Source organism: Pseudomonas orientalis, assembly GCF_022807995.1.
In the GTDB taxonomy this organism is placed as follows: Bacteria; Pseudomonadota; Gammaproteobacteria; order Pseudomonadales; family Pseudomonadaceae; genus Aquipseudomonas; species Aquipseudomonas orientalis_B.
The window spans coordinates 4,041,813-4,060,709 of record NZ_CP094351.1; the positions used below are offsets into that span (position 1 = coordinate 4,041,813).

17 protein-coding genes are annotated in these 18,897 nt (G+C 62.1%); 6 read left to right on the forward strand and 11 right to left on the reverse strand.

What is annotated here, in order from left to right; all coding sequences use genetic code 11:
- Position 1 precedes the first annotated feature (1 nt).
- From MRY17_RS17915 to MRY17_RS17950, 8 genes are all read right to left on the reverse strand, one after another.
- Positions 2-1,603, reverse strand: a complete 1,602-nt coding sequence (locus MRY17_RS17915) for a flagellar hook-associated protein 3 (RefSeq protein ID WP_181282784.1) — start codon at positions 1,601-1,603, stop codon at positions 2-4.
- Between the two features lie 14 nt (positions 1,604-1,617).
- Positions 1,618-3,660: a flagellar hook-associated protein FlgK gene (flgK, locus tag MRY17_RS17920; RefSeq protein ID WP_181282783.1), complete on the reverse strand. Its 2,043-nt coding sequence runs from the start codon at positions 3,658-3,660 to the stop codon at positions 1,618-1,620.
- Positions 3,661-3,670: 10 nt separating this feature from the next.
- The gene (gene flgJ, locus MRY17_RS17925) at positions 3,671-4,936 is read right to left on the reverse strand and encodes a flagellar assembly peptidoglycan hydrolase FlgJ (RefSeq protein ID WP_124433543.1); all 1,266 of its coding nucleotides are present in this window, start codon (positions 4,934-4,936) and stop codon (positions 3,671-3,673) included.
- A 4-nt stretch (positions 4,937-4,940) separates the two neighbouring features.
- Entirely contained in the window at positions 4,941-6,050 is a 1,110-nt protein-coding gene (locus MRY17_RS17930; protein WP_375154649.1) for a flagellar basal body P-ring protein FlgI, read from the reverse strand.
- A gap of 6 nt (positions 6,051-6,056) precedes the next feature.
- Complete coding sequence (gene flgH, locus MRY17_RS17935) at positions 6,057-6,752, reverse strand: flagellar basal body L-ring protein FlgH (RefSeq protein WP_057721329.1); 696 nt, start codon at positions 6,750-6,752, stop codon at positions 6,057-6,059.
- 52 nt (positions 6,753-6,804) lie between these two features.
- Positions 6,805-7,590, reverse strand: coding sequence for a flagellar basal-body rod protein FlgG (gene flgG, locus MRY17_RS17940; protein ID WP_057721328.1), 786 nt, complete (start codon positions 7,588-7,590; stop codon positions 6,805-6,807).
- A 70-nt stretch (positions 7,591-7,660) separates the two neighbouring features.
- Positions 7,661-8,401 (reverse strand): flagellar basal body rod protein FlgF, encoded by a 741-nt coding sequence (locus MRY17_RS17945; protein WP_065949692.1) that lies wholly within the window; start codon positions 8,399-8,401, stop codon positions 7,661-7,663.
- 290 nt (positions 8,402-8,691) lie between these two features.
- Positions 8,692-10,254, reverse strand: coding sequence for a sigma-54-dependent transcriptional regulator (locus MRY17_RS17950; RefSeq protein WP_243352612.1), 1,563 nt, complete (start codon positions 10,252-10,254; stop codon positions 8,692-8,694).
- Positions 10,255-10,510: 256 nt separating this feature from the next.
- Here MRY17_RS17950 and phhA point away from each other — a divergent pair, with 256 nt between their 5' ends.
- From phhA to MRY17_RS17965, 3 genes are all read left to right on the forward strand, one after another.
- Positions 10,511-11,302: a phenylalanine 4-monooxygenase gene (gene phhA / locus MRY17_RS17955; RefSeq protein ID WP_124433545.1), complete on the forward strand. Its 792-nt coding sequence runs from the start codon at positions 10,511-10,513 to the stop codon at positions 11,300-11,302.
- Positions 11,303-11,399: 97 nt separating this feature from the next.
- The gene (locus tag MRY17_RS17960; protein WP_104504177.1) at positions 11,400-11,756 is read left to right on the forward strand and encodes a 4a-hydroxytetrahydrobiopterin dehydratase; all 357 of its coding nucleotides are present in this window, start codon (positions 11,400-11,402) and stop codon (positions 11,754-11,756) included.
- On the forward strand, positions 11,756-12,949 hold the full coding sequence (locus MRY17_RS17965; protein ID WP_243352613.1) for an amino acid aminotransferase: 1,194 nt from the start codon (positions 11,756-11,758) through the stop codon (positions 12,947-12,949). The genes MRY17_RS17960 and MRY17_RS17965 overlap by 1 nt, the downstream gene beginning before the upstream one ends.
- Positions 12,950-13,074: 125 nt before the next feature.
- On the opposite strand, the gene MRY17_RS17970 is transcribed toward MRY17_RS17965, so the two are convergent.
- The gene (locus MRY17_RS17970; protein ID WP_124359287.1) at positions 13,075-13,884 is read right to left on the reverse strand and encodes a UDP-2,3-diacylglucosamine diphosphatase; all 810 of its coding nucleotides are present in this window, start codon (positions 13,882-13,884) and stop codon (positions 13,075-13,077) included.
- Between the two features lie 137 nt (positions 13,885-14,021).
- On the opposite strand from MRY17_RS17970, the gene MRY17_RS17975 reads away from it, so the two are divergent.
- On the forward strand, positions 14,022-14,771 hold the full coding sequence (locus MRY17_RS17975) for a helix-turn-helix transcriptional regulator (protein WP_243352614.1): 750 nt from the start codon (positions 14,022-14,024) through the stop codon (positions 14,769-14,771).
- A gap of 94 nt (positions 14,772-14,865) precedes the next feature.
- Positions 14,866-15,747, forward strand: a complete 882-nt coding sequence (locus MRY17_RS17980; RefSeq protein WP_243352615.1) for a DMT family transporter — start codon at positions 14,866-14,868, stop codon at positions 15,745-15,747.
- 2 nt (positions 15,748-15,749) lie between these two features.
- Here MRY17_RS17980 and MRY17_RS17985 read toward each other — a convergent pair whose 3' ends face one another.
- Positions 15,750-16,037, reverse strand: coding sequence for a SelT/SelW/SelH family protein (locus tag MRY17_RS17985; RefSeq protein WP_181282778.1), 288 nt, complete (start codon positions 16,035-16,037; stop codon positions 15,750-15,752).
- 83 nt (positions 16,038-16,120) lie between these two features.
- On the opposite strand from MRY17_RS17985, the gene MRY17_RS17990 reads away from it, so the two are divergent.
- Positions 16,121-18,310 carry a patatin-like phospholipase family protein gene (locus MRY17_RS17990; protein WP_243352616.1) on the forward strand — a complete coding sequence of 730 codons (2,190 nt, stop codon included), beginning with the start codon at positions 16,121-16,123 and terminating at the stop codon, positions 18,308-18,310.
- A gap of 137 nt (positions 18,311-18,447) precedes the next feature.
- On the opposite strand, the gene MRY17_RS17995 is transcribed toward MRY17_RS17990, so the two are convergent.
- On the reverse strand, positions 18,448-18,882 hold the full coding sequence (locus MRY17_RS17995) for a MarR family transcriptional regulator (RefSeq protein WP_124424499.1): 435 nt from the start codon (positions 18,880-18,882) through the stop codon (positions 18,448-18,450).
- Positions 18,883-18,897: the final 15 nt, after the last annotated feature.

An 18,897-nucleotide genomic window follows, 5' to 3' on the forward strand; every position in this document is an offset into this window, starting at 1 on the left:
ATTACATGCGGCTGAACAGGCTCAATTGGGAAATCTTCACAAACGCCAACTGGGAGGCCTGCAACATGGTCTGCTGCAGCGTCAGATTGATCGCTGCCTCACCCATATCGACGTTGGCCAAGTCGCTCATGGTGCTGGTATTGGCGATACCTACGCTGGTGTTTTCGCTGGTCTGAATATCCAGGGCATTGCCCCGCGCACCGATGGAACCGCGTACGTTGGTGATCTGGGAACTGGAGTTGGCAAGGTTGCCAATGGACGCGTCGAGCACGTCCTTGAGCTTGATGGTCGCCGCAGGATTGCCATCAGCCGGCAGTTCCAGCGCTTTGCGCAGTTGCCCAAGGGTATCCAGCGCATTCTGGGTCTTCTGGGTATTGGCCCCCACGGAAAACTGGTCGCCCGGCTGCGGCGGCCCGGCACTGACATCAAAGGTCACGCCAGCGGCCGTTACCGTGGTACCGCCGCCGGTATCGCCCGTGGCGATGGACTTGCTGTCGCTCGAGTAGGGCTGTGCATACACCTCATAGGCGGTTGCGCTGGTGAACTTGATCAGTGCGCCGCTGTTGGTCGGAAACGTGCTGGTGTAGTCCGCCTGGCTGGATACGCGGGCCCCGGTCAGTTGCGCGGTGGAAACATTGCCGGGCGTACGCGAGACGCTGAAGGTATCCGGCTTGGCCTCCAGGCTGAAGGAGCGGTCCTTGACCAGCGCATCGGAGTCGGCGCCTGGCGCGACATCCCCCAGATTCAGGGTTATGTCGAACTTCACACCCCGCAGGGCCACGCTGGAGCTGCCTTCCTTGGTGGAGTCGAAGGTGCCGTTGCCGGCAATCTCCGAGGTCACATCGTTGCCGTTCTTGTCGGCGACTTTGTATTGCGTGCTGCTGGTAAAGGTCAGCTTGTACGGCTGGCCGTCAGCGAACTTGCCGGCGTAGTCGCTGCTCGACGTCACCAACCCGGCCGACAGCGCGACTTTGTTGTCGTTGACCGTCGGCGGCACGGTCTGCGGCACGGGCGCCAGCCACGTGGCCTGGGTACGGCTGGAGTTGGCCGCACCTTCCAGGATGGTCTTGCCGGTATCGCCCGCGCTGACTCTCAGGGTATTGGAAACCTGCAGGCTCAGCGGCGTTTCGTCACCCTGATAGCTGTAAGTGCCATCGTTGTTGCGGCTGTACGGCGGGGTCTGGGTTTTGGAGCCGGAGAACAGGTAGTTACCGGACGAGTCCTTGCTGTTGAGCAAGCCCAGGACCTGATCTTCAATCGCGCCGACTTCACTGGCAATCGAACGTCGATCGGCGTCGCTCACCGAGCCGCCGGCACGCAGGGCCAGTTGCGTGGCGCGCTGCAATGCATCGTCGATCGAGCCCAACACACTTTCTTCGTTGGTCAGCGAGTTCTTCAGGCTGGTGATGTTGCCGTTGAACTGGCCCAGCATGTCTTTCTGCTGTTGCAGCAGCAACAACCGCGCCGCCGCCACCGGATCATCCGCCGCGGTTTGCACGCGCACGCCGGAACTGGCTTGTTCCTGGGCCTTGACCACACCGGAATAGTTATCCGAATACTTGGCCGAGCTGGTTTCGAAATATTGAGCAGTGGAAATACGCATCGTCCCAGACTCCCTTAAAGACTATTGATCAGCGTGCTGAAGGTTTCTTGCGCAGCCTTGATGATCTGCGACGACGCGGTGTAGTACTGCTGGAACTTGATCATGTCGCCCGCCTCTTCATCCAGGTTGACCTGGGACACCGAGTTGCGCGCATCCTGGTTGGCCTTGAGCAATGCGCCGGTGGCGGTGGTGTCGGTGGAGGCTGAGGCGGCCTTGGCGCCGACCGTGGAAACCAGGCGGCTGTTGGCCGTCACCAGGCTCACGCCGCCACCGGCATCAGCCAGGCCGACCGTGGCTTTGGTCTGCAGGTCGAGCAACGCCTGAGCGTTACGGTTATCCGACTTGCCCGAGGCGTTGAAGGAAAACGTGGTGCTGTCGCCATTGGCGGGCGCACCGCCGATGGTGGTATCGAACTTGAAGCTCTTGGCCGGCACCAGCAGCGCACCGTTGGCATCGCGCATCGGTACGTCGACGGTGATCTTGTTGCCCTGGCCGGGAACGATGGTGCCGGTCCCGATCGAATTACCCTGGGCATCGTTGAGGGTGTAACCCTGGGTGCCGTCAGCCGCAGGCTTGCCGAACACCATCTTGACCGGCATCGAGTGTTCAATACCGGTACGCAATTGAGCAGTGTCGGCGCCGCCATGAATATCGATCGGCAGCGTCAGGGACGGTGGGGTGAAGGTGCCGGTGCCCTGGTTGGTCTTGCTGCTTTCACCCAGCAAGGGCGCTGCGAAGGCAATTTTATTGGCGTCCGTCAGCTCGGTGCCGATAGCGCTGGCGCCGTTGGCGGTGGGGCTGACCTTGAAACTGTCCCCTGCCGCCATCGGGCCCTTGCCATCCAGGGCCAGGGTAAAACCTTCGATCACCGGCGGCGGCGTGGTATTGGTGTCGAACGCGCCCATGGCCTTGCCGTCGGAACGCATCACGGTGTAGTTGTTGCCGCTGGTAAAGGTGACTTTGTAATCGTAGGTCGACAGCTTGCTGGCGTCGCTGATGCTCACGTTCAAGTTGCCCGAGCCGCTGCTGTTGCCCATTGCGCCCTGACTGCGCTGGGCGATGGCGGCCGCGCTGTTGATGTCCTTGAACAAGGACGAGCCGAAGTCGCCGTTCAAGTCCAGGCCCTGGCCCAACTGGCTGTTGACGGTATCGGCGGTCGCCAGGGCGATTCGCCCCAGGTCATTGATGGCCGGCATCAGCGCGTCGCTGCGATAGCGCAGCAGGCCGCCGATGCTGCCGCCGCTGAGCACGTTGCCCAGGTCGATCGCCGTACCGCCGCCGGCATTGAGCACGATGGTGTACTGGCTTGGGTCGCTGTTGCTCGAGACCGCCGAAATCGTATTGGACTGATCGCCCAGCACCAGGGATTGGCCGGTGCCGGTGCTGACACTGAACACGCCGTTTTTTTCACTGGTGGTCACGCCGACCAGTTCATTGAGCGAACGCACCGCTTCGTTGCGCGCATCCAGCAGATTGGCCGGGGCGCTGCTGGCGGAGCCCTGGGCCAGGGTGATCTGCTTGTTCAGCGAGGCAATCGAGGTTGTCAACTGGTTGACTTGATCACTCATGGTGCCGAGTTGACCGTTGATCGACTGCTTCTGCTCGTTCAACTGGCCGGAGATCGCGTTGAAACGGTTGCTCAGGGTCTGGGTGTTGGTCAGCAGCACTTGCCGGGCGGATACATCGCTGGGGTTGGCCGCTGCGGTCTGCACAGCGGCGAAGAACGCACTGAGCACCGACGACATACCGGTGGTCTTGTCCGAGAGGGTCTTGTCGATGGCGCTGGCCTGGCTGGCATAGGCCTTGGCATCGTTGCTCAGCGCCGTGCTGTTCTGGTAGGCCGCATCGAGGAACTCGTTATACACCCGACGCACATCCGCCAGGGTCGTGCCGCTGCCGATGTACACACCGCCGTAGGGGTTGTTGGCATTGGCATTCTGCGTGGTCTGCTGACGCGAATAACCCGAGGTGTTGGCGTTGGCAATGTTATTACTCAAGACCGACAGCGATCCTTGAGCGGCATTGAGTCCTGACATCCCGATACTGAGCAAACTCATGGTTCAGACCTTATAAATGTGTGGTTGCGCCAGCGGCAGCGTAGTTCTGGTAACTGTTCATGTTTTTGGCGATCTGCGAAATCTTGCTGGCGTAGGCCGGATCGGTTGCATAACCGGCTTTTTGCAACTCGCGTACAAACTGTTCCGGGTTGTCGGCTGATTTCACAACTTCTTTATAGCGATCATTGCTTTGCAGCAGGGTCACGAGGTCATGGAAGCTGTCCTGATAGGAACTGTAGGAGCGGAACTGCGCCGTCTCCTTGACCATCGCGCCGTCGCGAAACTCGCTGGTGATCGCGCGGGCCTGACCGCCCTGCCAGCTCTGGCCGGCCTTGATGCCGAACAGGTTGTGGCTGCTGCTGCCGTCTTCGGCGCGCATCACCGACTTGCCCCAACCGGTTTCCAGGGCGGCCTGGGCCACCAGGTACTTCGGATCGATGCCGATCCGCGCGGCGGCGGCCTTGGCCATCGGCAGCATGGTGGCGACGAATTCGTCCTGCGAGCTGAAGGCCTTTTTCGCCGGTGCCAGCGGTGGCTGGGCAATGGCGCGGCCGTACACCTGCATCTTGCCGCTCGGCACGGCAACGCTGCGGGCACTGCTGTTGATTACATTGTCATCGGCAGCGCTGTTGCGCAGTGGCGCGACCTTGGCTTCGACCTGGGTACTCGGCACGATACCCGCGAGCAGGCGGTCGGTCAGTTTGCTTGGCAAGGCGATACGGCGCTGGTTCATCAGCTCCATGTCGTTGCTGTGGGACGCGACGGCACCGGCCTGCGGCTCGGCGACGCGGTAGGCCCACAACGGACGCTGCCCGTTGGAACGCCCCAACGGCCCCTCGGCCTGGGTACCGGCGGCGATTTCGGTCGGCACGTCGACCTTCTTCACCGCCTCCGCCGCAGCGGGGCCCTGCAAGGTGGCCGCCTGGGCGTCCACCGGCTTGTTCTTCTGCATCTGGCGCATCAGCACATCGGCCAGGCCGATACCGCCGCCTTCGCGGGACATCGACACCGCCAGTTGCTGGTCGTACATTTCCTGGTACTGCTTGGCTGCCGGCGTGTTCATCGGGTTGTCCTTGCCCAGGGCCTCGGTGGCCGAACGCATGGATTTGAGCATCTCGCTCAAGAACAACGACTCGAATTCCTGCGCAACCTTGCGCATGTTGCCTTCGCTGTTCTTGTCGTCGCCGACCTTGAGCTGGTTAAGCCGGTTCAGGTCGGAGTAGGACCCCGAGTCCGCCGTGCTGGTAAGACCGCTCTTGCGCATATCCATGACCATGGCCTCAGATCACGATCAGGTCGGCTTGCAGGGCGCCGGCCTGTTTCAGGGCTTCGAGGATCGCCATCAAGTCGCCGGGGGCGGCGCCCACCTGGTTCACCGCGCGGACAATCTCGTCCAGGGTGGTACCGGGGCCGAACTTGAACATCGGCTTGGCTTCCTGCTGGGCATTGACCCGCGAACGGGGGACCACGGCAGTCTGGCCATTGGACAGTGGCCCGGGCTGGCTGACGATCGGGTCTTCGGTAATGGTCACGGTCAGGCTGCCGTGGGTCACCGCCGCCGGCGAGACCTTGACGTTCTGGCCGATCACGATGGTGCCGGTGCGCGAGTTGATGATGACTTTGGCCACCGCCTGGCCGGGGTCCACCTCGAGGTTTTCCAGGATCGACAGGTAGTCCACACGCTGGCTCGGATCCAGGGGCGCGGTCACGCGCACCGATCCGCCATCAATGGCCTGGGCCACGCCAGGGCCGAGCATGTCGTTGATCTTGTCGACAACACGCTTGGCGGTGGTGAAGTCGGAACGGTTGAGGTTCAGGGTCAGGCTGTTGCCCTGGTTGAAACCACTCGGCACGGTGCGTTCAACGGTGGCACCACCGGGAATGCGACCGGCCGACGGCACGTTGACGGTGATCTTCGAACCGTCGCGACCTTCGGCGTCGAACCCGCCCACCACCAGGTTGCCCTGGGCGATGGCGTAGACGTTGCCGTCGATACCTTTAAGCGGCGTCATCAGCAAGGTACCGCCACGCAGGCTCTTGGAGTTACCAATGGACGAAACAGTGATGTCCACCACCTGGCCCGGCTTGGAAAACGCTGGCAAGTCGGCGCTGATCGACACCGCCGCGACGTTTTTCAGCTGCACGTTGCCCGAACCCGCAGGCACCTTGATGCCGAACTGCGACAGCATGTTGTTGAAGGTCTGCAGGGTGAACGGGGTCTGGGTGGTCTGGTCACCCGTACCACTGAGACCGACCACCAACCCGTAGCCGATCAACTGGTTGGAGCGCACGCCGGAAATGCTGGCGATGTCCTTCAGGCGTTCGGCCTGGGCGACGGCGCTCACGCAAAGCAGGAATGCCGCCGCCAGCAGGGGTTTGAAGTTCAAGATGGCCACCTAGAAAGGGAACAGCGGGCTAAGGAAGAAACGGTCGAACCAGCCCGGCTGGCTTGCATCGGCAAACGAACCCGTACCCGAGTAGGTAATGCGCGCATCGGCAATCCGCGTCGACGGTACGGTGTTGTCGGTGGCAATGTCATCGGCACGCACCATGCCGGCAATGCGCACCAGCTCGTCGCCGGTGTTGAGGGTCATCCACTTTTCACCGCGTACGGCGATGATGCCGTTGGGCAAGACGTCGGCCACGGTCACGGTGATCGAACCGGTCAGCGTGTTGCCCTGGGCCGCCGCGCTTTTGCCGTTGGTGGCACGGTCGCCGCTGTAACCGGCGTCGAGGCTCAGGTCACCACTGCCCAACGGGTTATTGGTGTTGGGCACGCCGCCGAACAACGAGGTCAGGCCCAGGCTGGCCTTGCTGGTCTTGCCGATCTGCGAGTTGGCGTTCTTGCTGGCCTGGGTGCGCTCGTTCAGGGTGATGGTGATGATGTCACCGACCCGGAACGCCTTGCGGTCGCTGTACAGGTTCTGCTCGAAACCGGCCTGGTAGATCGAGCCATTGTTGGCCGCCGCCGGCAACGGCGTGCGCGGCAACACCGGCGCGTAGTACGGGTCATTGGGTTTCGGCGACGGGGCGACACAGCCCGCAAGTACGGCGATCCCACTCAATGCCAGAACAGAAACAAAGCGATTCATGACCCTAACCTCACGGTGTTGCAGGCGCTTTCGCAGGCGCCCCATAGACTGATTACAGATTCTGCGTAACGAACGAAAGCATCTGGTCGGCGGTGGAGATCACCTTGGAGTTCATCTCGTAGGCGCGCTGGGTGGTGATCATGTTGACCATCTCCTCTACCGTGCTGACGTTGGACGTTTCCAGGGTGCTCTGCAGCGTGGTGCCGAAACCGTTCAAGCCAGGGGTGCCGATTTGCGGCGCGCCGCTGGAGGCGGTTTCCAGGAACAGGTTGTTGCCCATGGCCTGCAGACCGGCCGGGTTGATGAAGTCGGCGGTTTGCAGGTTGCCGATCACTTGCGACGCCGGGTTGCCGGCCACGGTGATGGACACGGTACCGTCGTTGCCGACGGTGAAGGTCTTGGCGTCTGCCGGAACCACGACGGCAGGCTCCAGGGCAAAACCGTTGGCGGTCACGATCTGGCCGTTGGAGTCCAGGTGGAAGGTACCGTCACGGGTGTAGGACGTGGTCCCATCCGGTTGCAGGATCTGGAAGAAACCACGGCCGTTGATCGCCATGTCGAGCGGCTGACCGGTCTGTTGCAGGTTACCGGCGCTGAAGTTTTTCTGGGTGCCGACGATCTGCACACCGGTACCCAGTTGCAGACCCGACGGCAGTTCGCTGTCCTGGGTCGACTGGGCGCCTGGCTGGCGCTTGATCTGATAGAGCAAGTCCTGGAACTCGGCGCGATCACGTTTGAAACCGGTGGTCGACACGTTCGCCAGGTTGTTGGAAATGGTCGTCAGGTTGGTGTCCTGGGCGGACAGGCCTGTCTTGGCAACCCATAGAGCCGGAAGCATGCTGTTCTCCTCTGTGCGCCTGTTTGTTGGCGCCGTGCTGCACTGTTTATGTAAAAGCCGGCTAAGGCTGTTAGCTCATCTGCATGACGCGGGTCATGGCCTGGTCGTCTTCTTTGGCGCTGTTCATCATCTTGACGTGCAGCTCGAACTGCTTGGAAAGCGCCAGTACCGCAGTCATTTCCTCGACGGCATTGACGTTGCTCGCCTGCAGGAAGCCCGAGGTCAGCTTGACGTTCGCGTCGGCCTGGGCCGGCTGGCCATCCTTGGTGTGGATGGTGCCGTCCAGGCCTTTGGTCATGTTCTTGAGGTCCGGCTGGACCATCTTGATGCGGTCCACTTCCGCCATCACCCGTGGGCCTTCGCCCATGGCGCGGATGCTGATGGTGCCGTCCGAACCCACTTCGATTTTCTGCTGGGGCGGCACGGCAATCGGGCCGCCGTTGCCCATGATCGGCATACCGTTGCCGGCCCGGAGTACGCCCAGCGCATCCACGTTCATGCTGGCGCTGCGCACGTAGGCTTCGCCGCCATCCGGGGTTTGCACGGCCATCCAGCCGTCGCCGCTGACGGCCACGTCCAGGTCGCGCCCGGTTTCGATCATCGCGCCGGGGGTGAAGTCAGTGGCGGGCCGCTCGGTCAGGGCAAAAGCCCGCGCCGGAAAGCTGTCACCGAACACCGGCATCGAGCGCGCCTGCTCCAGGTCGCGCTGAAAACCGTTGGTGGAAATGTTCGCCAGATTGTTGGCATGGGCCTTCTGCGCCAGAGCATTCTGGCTGGCGCCGGTCATTGCCACATAAAGGTACTTGTCCACGCTCTATCCTCTTTCTGACGGACGCTTGCCGCCCACCGTTGCACTGAGGAGGCTTAAGCAATTTGCGAACCAACTTTTGAAAATAGGATGAAGTCCAGGCGGGACGGGGGTTTGCGGGCAGCTGTTTGAAATATGAATGGAGGGAGAGTCGAAAAAACGGCGGACTACTGCCGCTTTCGGCAACGGCGCAGATCAAATGTGGGAGGGGGCTTGCCCCCGATAGCGGTGGGTCAGCCAATAGCAATCTGACTGACAGACTGCCATCGGGGCAAGCCCCCTCCCACATTGGGTCATTTGTCGGTCTTGAGGATTTCGTAATCGCGCAGTTTGTTGGCGACGGTGGTGTGGGAAACGCCCAGGCGTTTGCCTAACTGCCGGCTGCTCGGATGCTCCGCATACAGGCTTTCCAACACCGCCTTTTCAAACCGTCCGACGATGTCTTCCAGCCCACCTTCCAGCGAAAAATCGCCAAGCGGCTGACGCACGCCATAATCGGGCAAGCGAATATGCTCAACCTTGACCGTCCCGCCCTCGCACAACGAAACAGCCTGGAACAATACGTTTTCCAACTGGCGCACATTGCCCGGCCAGTGGTAGTGGCTGAGCTTGTCCATCGCGGCAGGCGCCAACCTGGGCAGCGGGCAACCAATCTGCCGGCTGGCCTGATCGAGAAAGTGCTCGACCAATGGCCCCAGCCCGTCCAGGCATTCGCGCAACGGCGGAATATGCAGCGAAAGCACGTTCAAGCGGTGATACAGGTCCTGGCGGAATTCACCGCGGGCGCACAGTTCGGACAAATCCACCTGGGTCGCACAGATTACCCGTACGTCGAGGTACACCTCTTCATCGCTGCCCACGCGACGAAAGCAACCGTCCTGCAAAAAGCGCAGCAGTTTCACCTGCAGGCGTGCGCTCATTTCCCCTACGCCGTCGAGAAACAATGTACCGCCCGCCGTCAGTTCCAACAGCCCCAGTTTGCCTTCGGCCCGGGCGCCTTCGAATGCGCCTGGGCCGTAGCCGAACAGTTCGGTCTCGGCCATCGACTCCGGCAAGCCCGCGCAGTTGAGCGCCATCAAGGGCGACTGGCCACGCGGGCTGGCCAGGTGGCAGGCCCGCGCCAGCAATTCTTTGCCGGTACCGGTTTCGCCTTCTATTAATAGAGGCGCATCCAGCGGCGCCATACGCCGGGCTTCGCGAACCACGGCGGCCATCACCCTGGAACTCTGAAAGATGCTGTCGAAGCCGCGCAGTTCCTGCTTGCGTACATTATAGATACGCTCGCCCACCCGGTCGGCGCGGTGCAGGGTCAATACCGCGCCGGCCATGGCTTCGCTGTCGTCGTGTTCGGAGGATTGCAGCGGCGCGATATCGGCCAGGAACACATCGCCCTTGACCTTGACCCGCAGTCCGTTGATCCGCGATTTGCTCGCGCGCACCAGCTCCGGCAAGTCGAAATCCTCGGCGTAGCGCGACAGCGGAATGCCCGGCACTTCGTCCACGCGCACACCCAGCAACTGCGCCGCCGCACGATTGGCCGCGACGATCGATCCGCCCATGTCGATGGACAGCACCGGAAACTCCAGGGCGCCCAGCAGCGCATTTAGCTCCATGTGCCGACGCTCGCTGGGCATCAGCCCTACCCTCTTCACGCCGAATACCCCGGCTATCGCCTCGAACTGCGGGCGCAGCGCCTGGAACTGCATTTTCACCAGGTTCGGGCAGAACAGGTAGATGGCATTGCCATGCTCGCCGCCGACCTCGCCCTTGGCGACGTTTACGCCGTACTCCACCAATAGGTTGAGGATGTCCCGCAGGATGCCGATGCGGTTCTGGCAGTGCACTTTGATACGCATGAAAAGGTCCGAAGATGAGTAGGCGCCGTGTCTTTTTGCCGCTGGACACAGATAGTCGTCAAGATTATGTGACAGTGTGCTGGCTTTTCCCAGCCCAATGCCGTGAAGAGTCACGCATCCGTAACGAATAGTTTACGAAATGCGGTAACTTTTCTTACTCATAGGCTTTTGAACCCGATGAAAACTCCCCGCGCGCGGGTTATCAATAGATACACAGCAGGACATAACAAGAACGAATGCCTAGCAGGAGAGCCGTATGAAGCAGACGCACTACGTGGCCCGCGAGCCCGATGCGCAAGGTTTTATCCACTACCCGCCGGAAGAACATGCGGTGTGGAACACCCTGATCACGCGCCAGTTGAAGGTGATCGAGGGCCGTGCCTGCCAGGAATACCTGGATGGCATCGACAAGCTCGGCCTGCCCCTGGATCGCATCCCGCAACTGGGCGAGATCAACCAAGTGCTGGCCGACACCACCGGCTGGCAAGTCGCCCGCGTGCCGGCGCTGATTCCCTTCCAGACTTTCTTCGAATTGCTCGCCAGCAAGCAGTTTCCGGTGGCGACCTTTATTCGTACCCGCGAAGAACTGGACTACCTGCAAGAGCCGGATATTTTCCACGAGATCTTCGGCCACTGCCCGCTGCTGACCAATCCCTGGTTTGCCGAGTTCACCCACACTTACGGCAAGCTCGGCCTGGCGGCCACCAAGGAACAACGGGTGTATCTGGCGCGCCTGTACTGGATGACCATCGAGTTCGGCCTGGTGGACACCCCTGAAGGCCGGCGTATCTACGGCGGCGGTATTCTGTCATCGCCTAAAGAAAGCGTGTATTGCCTGTCGGACGAGCCCGAGCACCAGGCCTTTGATCCGCTGGAAGCGATGCGCACGCCCTATCGCATCGACATCCTGCAACCGCTGTACTTCGTATTGCCCGAGCTCAAGCGCCTGTTCGACGTGGCGCAGGAAGACATCATGGGCATGGTCGAGCGCGGTATGGAATTGGGCTTGCACGCCCCGAAATTTCCGCCAAAGCCCAAGGCTGCTTGAGCGGTGACTTTTCAGGCCAGGTGAGTCTGTTCCCTGGCCCCGCGTTGCTTTAGGGTAACGCCAATAACCTTCAATCATTCGAATTCAGGACACCTTCATGACCACCTTGAACCAAGCCCATTGCGAAGCCTGCCGCGCCGACGCCCCGCAAGTCAGCGATGAAGAACTGCCGGTGCTGATCAAACAGATCCCGGACTGGAACATCGAAGTGCGCGACGGCGTGATGCAGCTGGAAAAGGTTTTTCTGTTCAAGAATTTCAAGTTCGCCCTGGCCTTCACCAACGCCGTGGGTGAAATCGCCGAAGCCGAAGGCCATCACCCTGGCCTGCTGACCGAATGGGGCAAAGTCACCGTGACCTGGTGGAGCCACTCCATCAAGGGCCTGCACCGCAACGACTTCATCATGGCCGCGCGCACCGATGAAGTGGCCAAGAGCGCCGAGGGCCGCAAGTAATGCACTTCGATGCGATTGGCCGCGTACCTGGCGATCCGATCCTCGGGCTCATGGACCTGTATGCCCAGGATGCCAACCCGGACAAGTTCGACCTCGGCGTGGGCGTCTACAAGGACGACCAGGGCCTGACGCCGATTCCAGACTCGGTAAAACGTGCCGAGCAGCGCCTGGTCGACACCCAGACCACCAAGACCTACATCGGCGGGCACGGCGACGCAGCGTTCGGCAGACTGATCAGCGAACTGGTGCTGGGCACCGATTCGGCGTTGATAGCCGAACGCCGTGCCGGCGCCACCCAGACACCAGGGGGCACCGGTGCCCTGCGCCTGAGCGCCGACTTTATCGCCCACAGCCTGCCTGGCCGTGGGGTGTGGCTGAGCAACCCGACCTGGCCGATCCACGAAACCATTTTCGCCAAGGCCGGGCTCAAGGTCAGTCATTACCCGTACGTGGGCAGCGACAACCGCCTGGATGTGGCGGCGATGCTGGCCACTCTGTCCACGGTGCCCAAGGGCGATGTGGTGCTGCTGCACGCCTGCTGCCACAACCCGACCGGGTTCGACCTGTCCCGGGATGATTGGCGCCAGGTGCTGCAGATTGTGCGCGAGCGCCAGTTGCTGCCGCTGATCGACTTTGCCTACCAGGGCTTTGGCGATGGCCTGGAGCAGGACGCCTGGGCGGTGCGCCTGTTCGCCGCCGAACTGCCGGAAGTCTTGATCACCAGTTCCTGCTCGAAGAATTTCGGTTTGTATCGCGACCGCGTCGGCGCATTGATCGTGTGTGCGGCGGATGCCGAGAAGCTCACGGATGTGCGCAGCCAACTGGCCAATACGGCGCGCAATCTGTGGTCGACGCCGCCGGATCATGGCGCTGCCGTGGTGGCGACCATCCTTGGCGATGCCGAGCTCAAACAGCAGTGGAGCGACGAAGTCGAAGCCATGCGTTCACGCATTGCGCAATTGCGCGCCGGGCTGGTGGACGCGCTGGCGCCCCACGGCCTGGCTGAGCGGTTTGCGCATATCGGCACCCAGCGCGGGATGTTTTCCTATACCGGCTTGAGTGCCGAGCAGGTCCGGCAACTGCGTGAAAAGCACAGTGTGTACATGGTCAGTTCGGGCCGGGCCAATGTGGCCGGGGTTGATGCCACACGGCTGACCTTGCTGGCTGAAGCGATCGCCGACGTCTCCAACTGAAGACACCGGGATAAAAAATGTGGGAGGGGGCTTGCCCCCGATAGCGGTGGGCCAGTCAGCTTATTTCCAGCTGACCCACTGTCATCGGGGGCAAGCCCCCTCCCACATTTGGATTTACTTGACCCCTAGCCTGCAACCATTTCGGCTTTGAGCAGCGCCTCTTTGGCCTGCGCATCCGCCAACCGATACAACTCGATATGCCCATCCCAGTGCTCGATCAACGCCGTGCACGATTCCACCCAGTCCCCGCAGTTCAGGTAATCCACCTCCCCCACCTTGCGGATCTCGGCATGATGGATATGCCCGCACACCACCCCATGCAGCTCACGCTTGGTCACCTCGTGGGCGATGGCCTCTTCGAAATCGCTGATAAAGCTCACGGCGGTTTTCACCTTGTGCTTCAGGTACGCCGACAGCGACCAATAGCCATAGCCATAACGCGCCCGCCAGTGATTGAGCCAGCGGTTAAGCGTGAGGGTGAATTCGTAGGCCGAGTCGCCCAGGAAGGCGAGCCAGCGGTGATAACGCGTGATTACGTCGAACTGATCGCCATGAATCACCAGCAGGTGACGACCGTCAGCGGTCACGTGCACCGCCTCGTCAACCAACTGGATATTGCCCAGGATCAGCTTGGAATAGCGCCTTAGAAATTCGTCATGGTTACCGGTGACATAGATCACCTCGGTGCCACGCTTGGCCATGGTCAGCAGGCGACGGATCACGTTGGTGTGGGCCTGGGGCCAATACATGCCGCCGCGCATTTTCCAGCCATCGATAATGTCGCCGACCAGGTACACCTTGTCGGCGTGGTAGCCCTTGAGAAACTGCGATAGATGCTCGGCCTGGCAATCCCGGGTGCCCAGGTGCACGTCGGAAATCCACAGGGTTCGCACCCGTTGCTTGGGGCTGGGCTTGGCGAATTCGGCACGGGTCATGGGGGTCCCTCGACGCTGTTTTCGCGAGCTTGCGCCCTGGCGGTTAATAGTCCATGACAGCGGCGCGTCAGTCTGATGACAGCGCTTGGCCGTCCCTAAGCGATGTAGACTGGGGGCTTGCCGCCCAGGAGAGCGCAATGAGCCTCAGTCTTACACTTCGCCAGTACACCGATGCCCCCATCGCCCACAGCCATGACCACGCACAATTAGTGTTTGGCCTGTCCGGGCACCTGGATTTCGAAGTGGATGGCTGCGCTAATCAGGTGCAGGAAAGCAGCGTGATGATCCTGCCCTTTGCCGCTCACCACGCCTGCGGCAGCCGCGACGGTAGCCGCTGCCTGGTGCTGGATGTGCCAACCGAGCATTGGCTGCTGCAAACATTGGGTGACCACGCCGATGCCAGTCGCCGCCTGCTCGACCGGCCGGCCCGGCTGGCGCTGGATTCGCGCCAACACCAGTTGGTTCAGTGGCTGGCCGGCAGCCCGATACATGATCCATTGATCGCCCGCCAAGGCGCGCTGCTGCTGCTCGCCAGCCTCAATCATCCGCAGGCGATGCCACCGCCGGGGCGTCGTCTGCCTTATGCCGCGTTCAACGCGCATATCGAACGCCACGCCGCTCACCCGCTGCATGTCGCGGACCTGGCACGGATTGCCTGCCTGTCGGTTGCGCGCTTGCACGCGCGCTTCATGCTTGAATGCGGGCAGACCCCCATGGATTACGTGCGCCACCAGCGCCTGCAAATGGCATTGACGATGCTGCGCGAGACGCCGCTGCCCGTGGGTGAGATCGCCGCACGCGTCGGCTACCGCTCACAAAGTGCCTTCGCTGCCGCCATGTTGCGCGAGTTTGGCGCCTCGCCGGGCACAATGCGGCGAACGTCATAGGAAGAGTTTCGCGCTAAACATCGCGAGCTGCACGACAGACATCCCTTTCACCCAACCTCTAGACTGGTGGTCACTTTCGTTGGCAGGCATCGCAATGACTCCCCGCTCAGCCCTCGGCGCCCTGCATATCGGCGCATTGATGTTCGGTCTCACTGGTGTATTCGGCAAACTGGCGGCCGCCTCGCCGGCCATCATCGTATTCGGGCGTGCCGCGTTTGCGGTACTTGCCCTGGCGGTCTTCGCGCGCTTTGCCAGCAATGCGCCGTGGAAAACACTGCAGAGGCGCGACTGGCACCGCCTGCTGGTCAGCGGCGTGCTGCTGGCCGCGCACTGGGTGACGTTCTTCATCGCCGTCAAGGTCGCGGGGGTGGCCGTGGCAACCCTGGGGTTCGCCGCCTTCCCGGCCTTTACGGTGGTGCTTGAAGGGCTGATCTTTCGCGAGCGGATTCGCGCCAATGAAATGGTGCTGGTAGCACTGGTCAGCATCGGCCTGGTGTTGGTGACGCCGGACTTCAACCTGGCCAGCGAAGCCACGGGCGGCTTGCTCTGGGGCATCGCATCAGGGCTGCTGTTCGCCTTGCTGTCACTGAATAACCGCGCCAGTTCCGGACGCATTCCAGCGGTACAGGCCGCGCTGTGCCAGAACGTGGTAGTTGCGGTCTGCCTGTTGCCCGTGGCCGCGCCGGGGCTGGCGGATGTGCGCGCTCTGGACTGGCTGTGGATCGGCCTGCTCGGCGTGTTCTGTACTGGCCTGGCTCACAGCCTGTTCGTCGCCAGCCTGGCCGTGATCAAGGCACGCACCGCCTCGGTGGTGTTTGCCATGGAACCGGTCTATGGCATCACGGTGGCCTGGCTGCTGTTTGCCGAAACGCCCACCCTGCGCATGCTGCTGGGCGGCGCGTTGATCATCGTCGCCATTGTGCTGTCCGGCCTGATGGGCAGCGCGAGCCAGGCCAGGCAGCCGCAGGCGACCTGACCTCACTGCGGGCGGTCGTTATGCCCCAGATCGCGCTGCGGGTCGATCTGATCGCGCACGCGCTGCTTGAGCACCTTGGCCTCGGGAAAACCGCCATCGGCCTTGCGCTCCCAGATCTGTACAGCGTCGCAGGTGATGCGAAACGCGCCGCCGGTTGACGGCTCCAGCGCCACCCGGCCCAGATCCTCGGCAAATGTGCTCAACAACTCCTGGGCCAGCCACGCGGCACGCAGCAGCCACTGACACTGGGTGCAATAGGTGATCACGATCTCGGGTTTGCTGGCGGACATAACGTGAAAGGCTCCTGGGTGACGGCTTGGGCGGATCGAGTGGCTATAATACCGGCCTTTATCGCCCAGCCTCGAGATTCATGATGCGCCGCCTGTTGTCCTGCCTGTGCCTGTGCCTGCTCCCCCTTCTCGCCGACGCCATTGAAAGCCCACGCCCGAAAATCGGCCTGGTGCTGTCCGGCGGCGCCGCCCGTGGCCTGGCGCATATCGGCGTGCTCAAGGCGCTGGAAGAACAAGGCATCCAGGTCGACGCGATTGCCGGCACCAGCATGGGCGCGGTGATCGGCGGGCTGTACGCCTCGGGCTACAAGATCGACGAGCTGGAAAAGCTCGCCCTCGGTATCGACTGGCAACAGGCCTTGTCCGACGCACCGCCCCGGGAAGACGTGCCGTTCAGGCGCAAGCAGGATGACCGCGATTTCCTGGTCAAGCAGAAACTCAGCTTCCGCGACGACGGCAGCCTCGGCCTGCCGCTGGGGGTGATCCAGGGCCAGAACCTGGCGCTGCTGCTGGAAAGCATGTTCGCCCACAGCAGCAACACGCGTAACTTCGACAAGCTGCCGATTCCGTTCCGGGCCGTGGCCACCGACATTACCACCGGCGAAAAAGTCGTGTTCAGCAAGGGCCACCTGCCCCAGGTGATACGCGCCAGCATGTCGATCCCTGCGGTGTTCGCTCCGGTGGAGCTGGACGGGCGCCTGCTGGTCGACGGTGGCATGACCGACAACATCCCCCTGGACGTGGCGCGGGAAATGGGCGTCGACATCGCCATCGTGGTGGACATCGGCACGCCGCTGCGCTCACGCAAGCAATTGGCGACCGTGGTCGATGTGCTCAACCAGTCGATCACCCTGATGACCCGGCGCAATTCCGAGGAACAACTCAAGGCCTTGCACCCCAGGGACGTGTTGATCCAACCGCCCCTGGCAGCGTACGGCGTGACTGATTTCGGACGCGCCAAAGACATGATCGACGCCGGCTACCGCGCCACCCGCGCCCTCGACCTGCGCCTGGCACACCTGCGTCCCGCCGAGCCGGTCGACCCGCAACTGACCGCCGCCCGCACGCCGGGCGAACGCACCCCGATCATTACCGCAATCAACGTGGAAAACGACTCCAAGGTCAGCGACGACGTGATCCGCTACTACATCCGTCAGACGTTGGGCGAACCGCTCAACCTGGGTCGCCTGCAATCGGACATGGGCACGCTGTACGGCCTGGACTACTTCGAGCAGGTGCAATACCGCGTGGTGAAAAAGGGCAAGGACAATACCCTGGTCATCAGCGCGCGCGGCAAGCGCAGCGGCACCGACTACCTGCGTCTGGGGCTGAACCTGTCGGATGACATGCGCGGCGACAGCGCCTTCAACCTCGGCGCCAGCTACCGGGTGAACGGGATCAACCGCCTCGGCGCCGAATGGCTGACGCGGGTGCAGATCGGTGACCGCCAGGAGCTGTACAGCGAGTTCTACCAACCGATGGACACCGGTTCGCGCTACTTCATCGCGCCCTATATCAGGGCCCAGGCGCAGAACGTCGAGCTGACCCTGGACAACGACCCCATCTCTGAATACCGGCTGGAGCGCTACGGTTTCGGCCTGAACGTGGGGCGGCAGATCGGCAACAGCGGCGAGATCCGCTTCGGCGTAGGGGAAGCCTGGGGCAAGGCGGACGTGCGCATTGGCGATCGCGACCTGCCGAGCGTGAGCTTCAGCGAGGGTTTCTATGAGTTGAAATACTCGTTCGACTCTTTCGATAACGTCTACTTCCCGCACACCGGCGAAGACATCGGCCTGGCCTTCCGCGAGTTCGCGCCCGGGCTGGGCTCGGACCAGCGCTACCGCCAATGGGAGTTCAAGCTGGACAAAGCCATGAGCCACGGCCCCGACACCCTGATCCTCGGTGGCCGCTACGGACGCACCCTGGATGATTCGGATGTGGTGGTGTCCAGCTTCCTGCTGGGCGGCGCGCGACAGCTGTCAGGCTTTCGCCAGGATGCGATCTCGGCCCAGAACATCAGCCTGATGCGCGCGGTGTACTACCGCCGCCTGACGCCGCGCTCGTACCTGCCGCTGGATTTTCCGCTGTACCTCGGCGCCTCGGTGGAACGCGGCCGGGCATGGAACAATGACAATGAGTTCGACAGCGGCTATATCAACGCGGCGAGCATCTTCCTCGGCTTTGATACGCCGCTGGGGCCGTTGAACTTCAGTTATGGGTTCAATGATGACAACCAGAAGGCGGTGTACCTGAACCTCGGGCAGACTTTCTGACACAGCGCAGAGTAAATGTGGGAGGGGGCTTGCCCCCGATGGCGGTGGGTCAATCAAAAATGCTCTAACTGAACCACCGCCATCGGGGGCAAGCCCCCTCCCACATTTTTGATCTTCACTGAACCTGGAACCTGGAATCAGGACTTTTCCAGATTCGCCAGGATGTGCCCATGAACGCGCATGCATACGCGCAGATCCGCTTCGTCCACCCCGACGAAGAGTTCATGGCGCAATTGCGTGGCGATGGTCTCGATCTGGTCGATCAGCGGGCGGGCGGTATCACACAGCAGGATTCGTTTGGCGCGACGGTCTTCCACGACGGCCTGGCGTTGCACCAGGCCCTGGCCTTCCAGGCTGTCGAGCAGACGCGCGAGGGTCGGCCCTTCCACGCCGACACTTTGTGCCAGCTCACGCTGAGTGGGTGCTTCGGCAAAGCGGGCCAGATGCAGCAGCACAAGCCACCGCGCCTGGGACAAGCCCAGCCCCGCCAGACGGCGGTCCAGCTCGGCGCGCCAACCTCGGGACATTTGCGCCAACTGCATGCCAAAACGGTGTTGATCGGTTAACGGCATAAAAAACTCATGGTT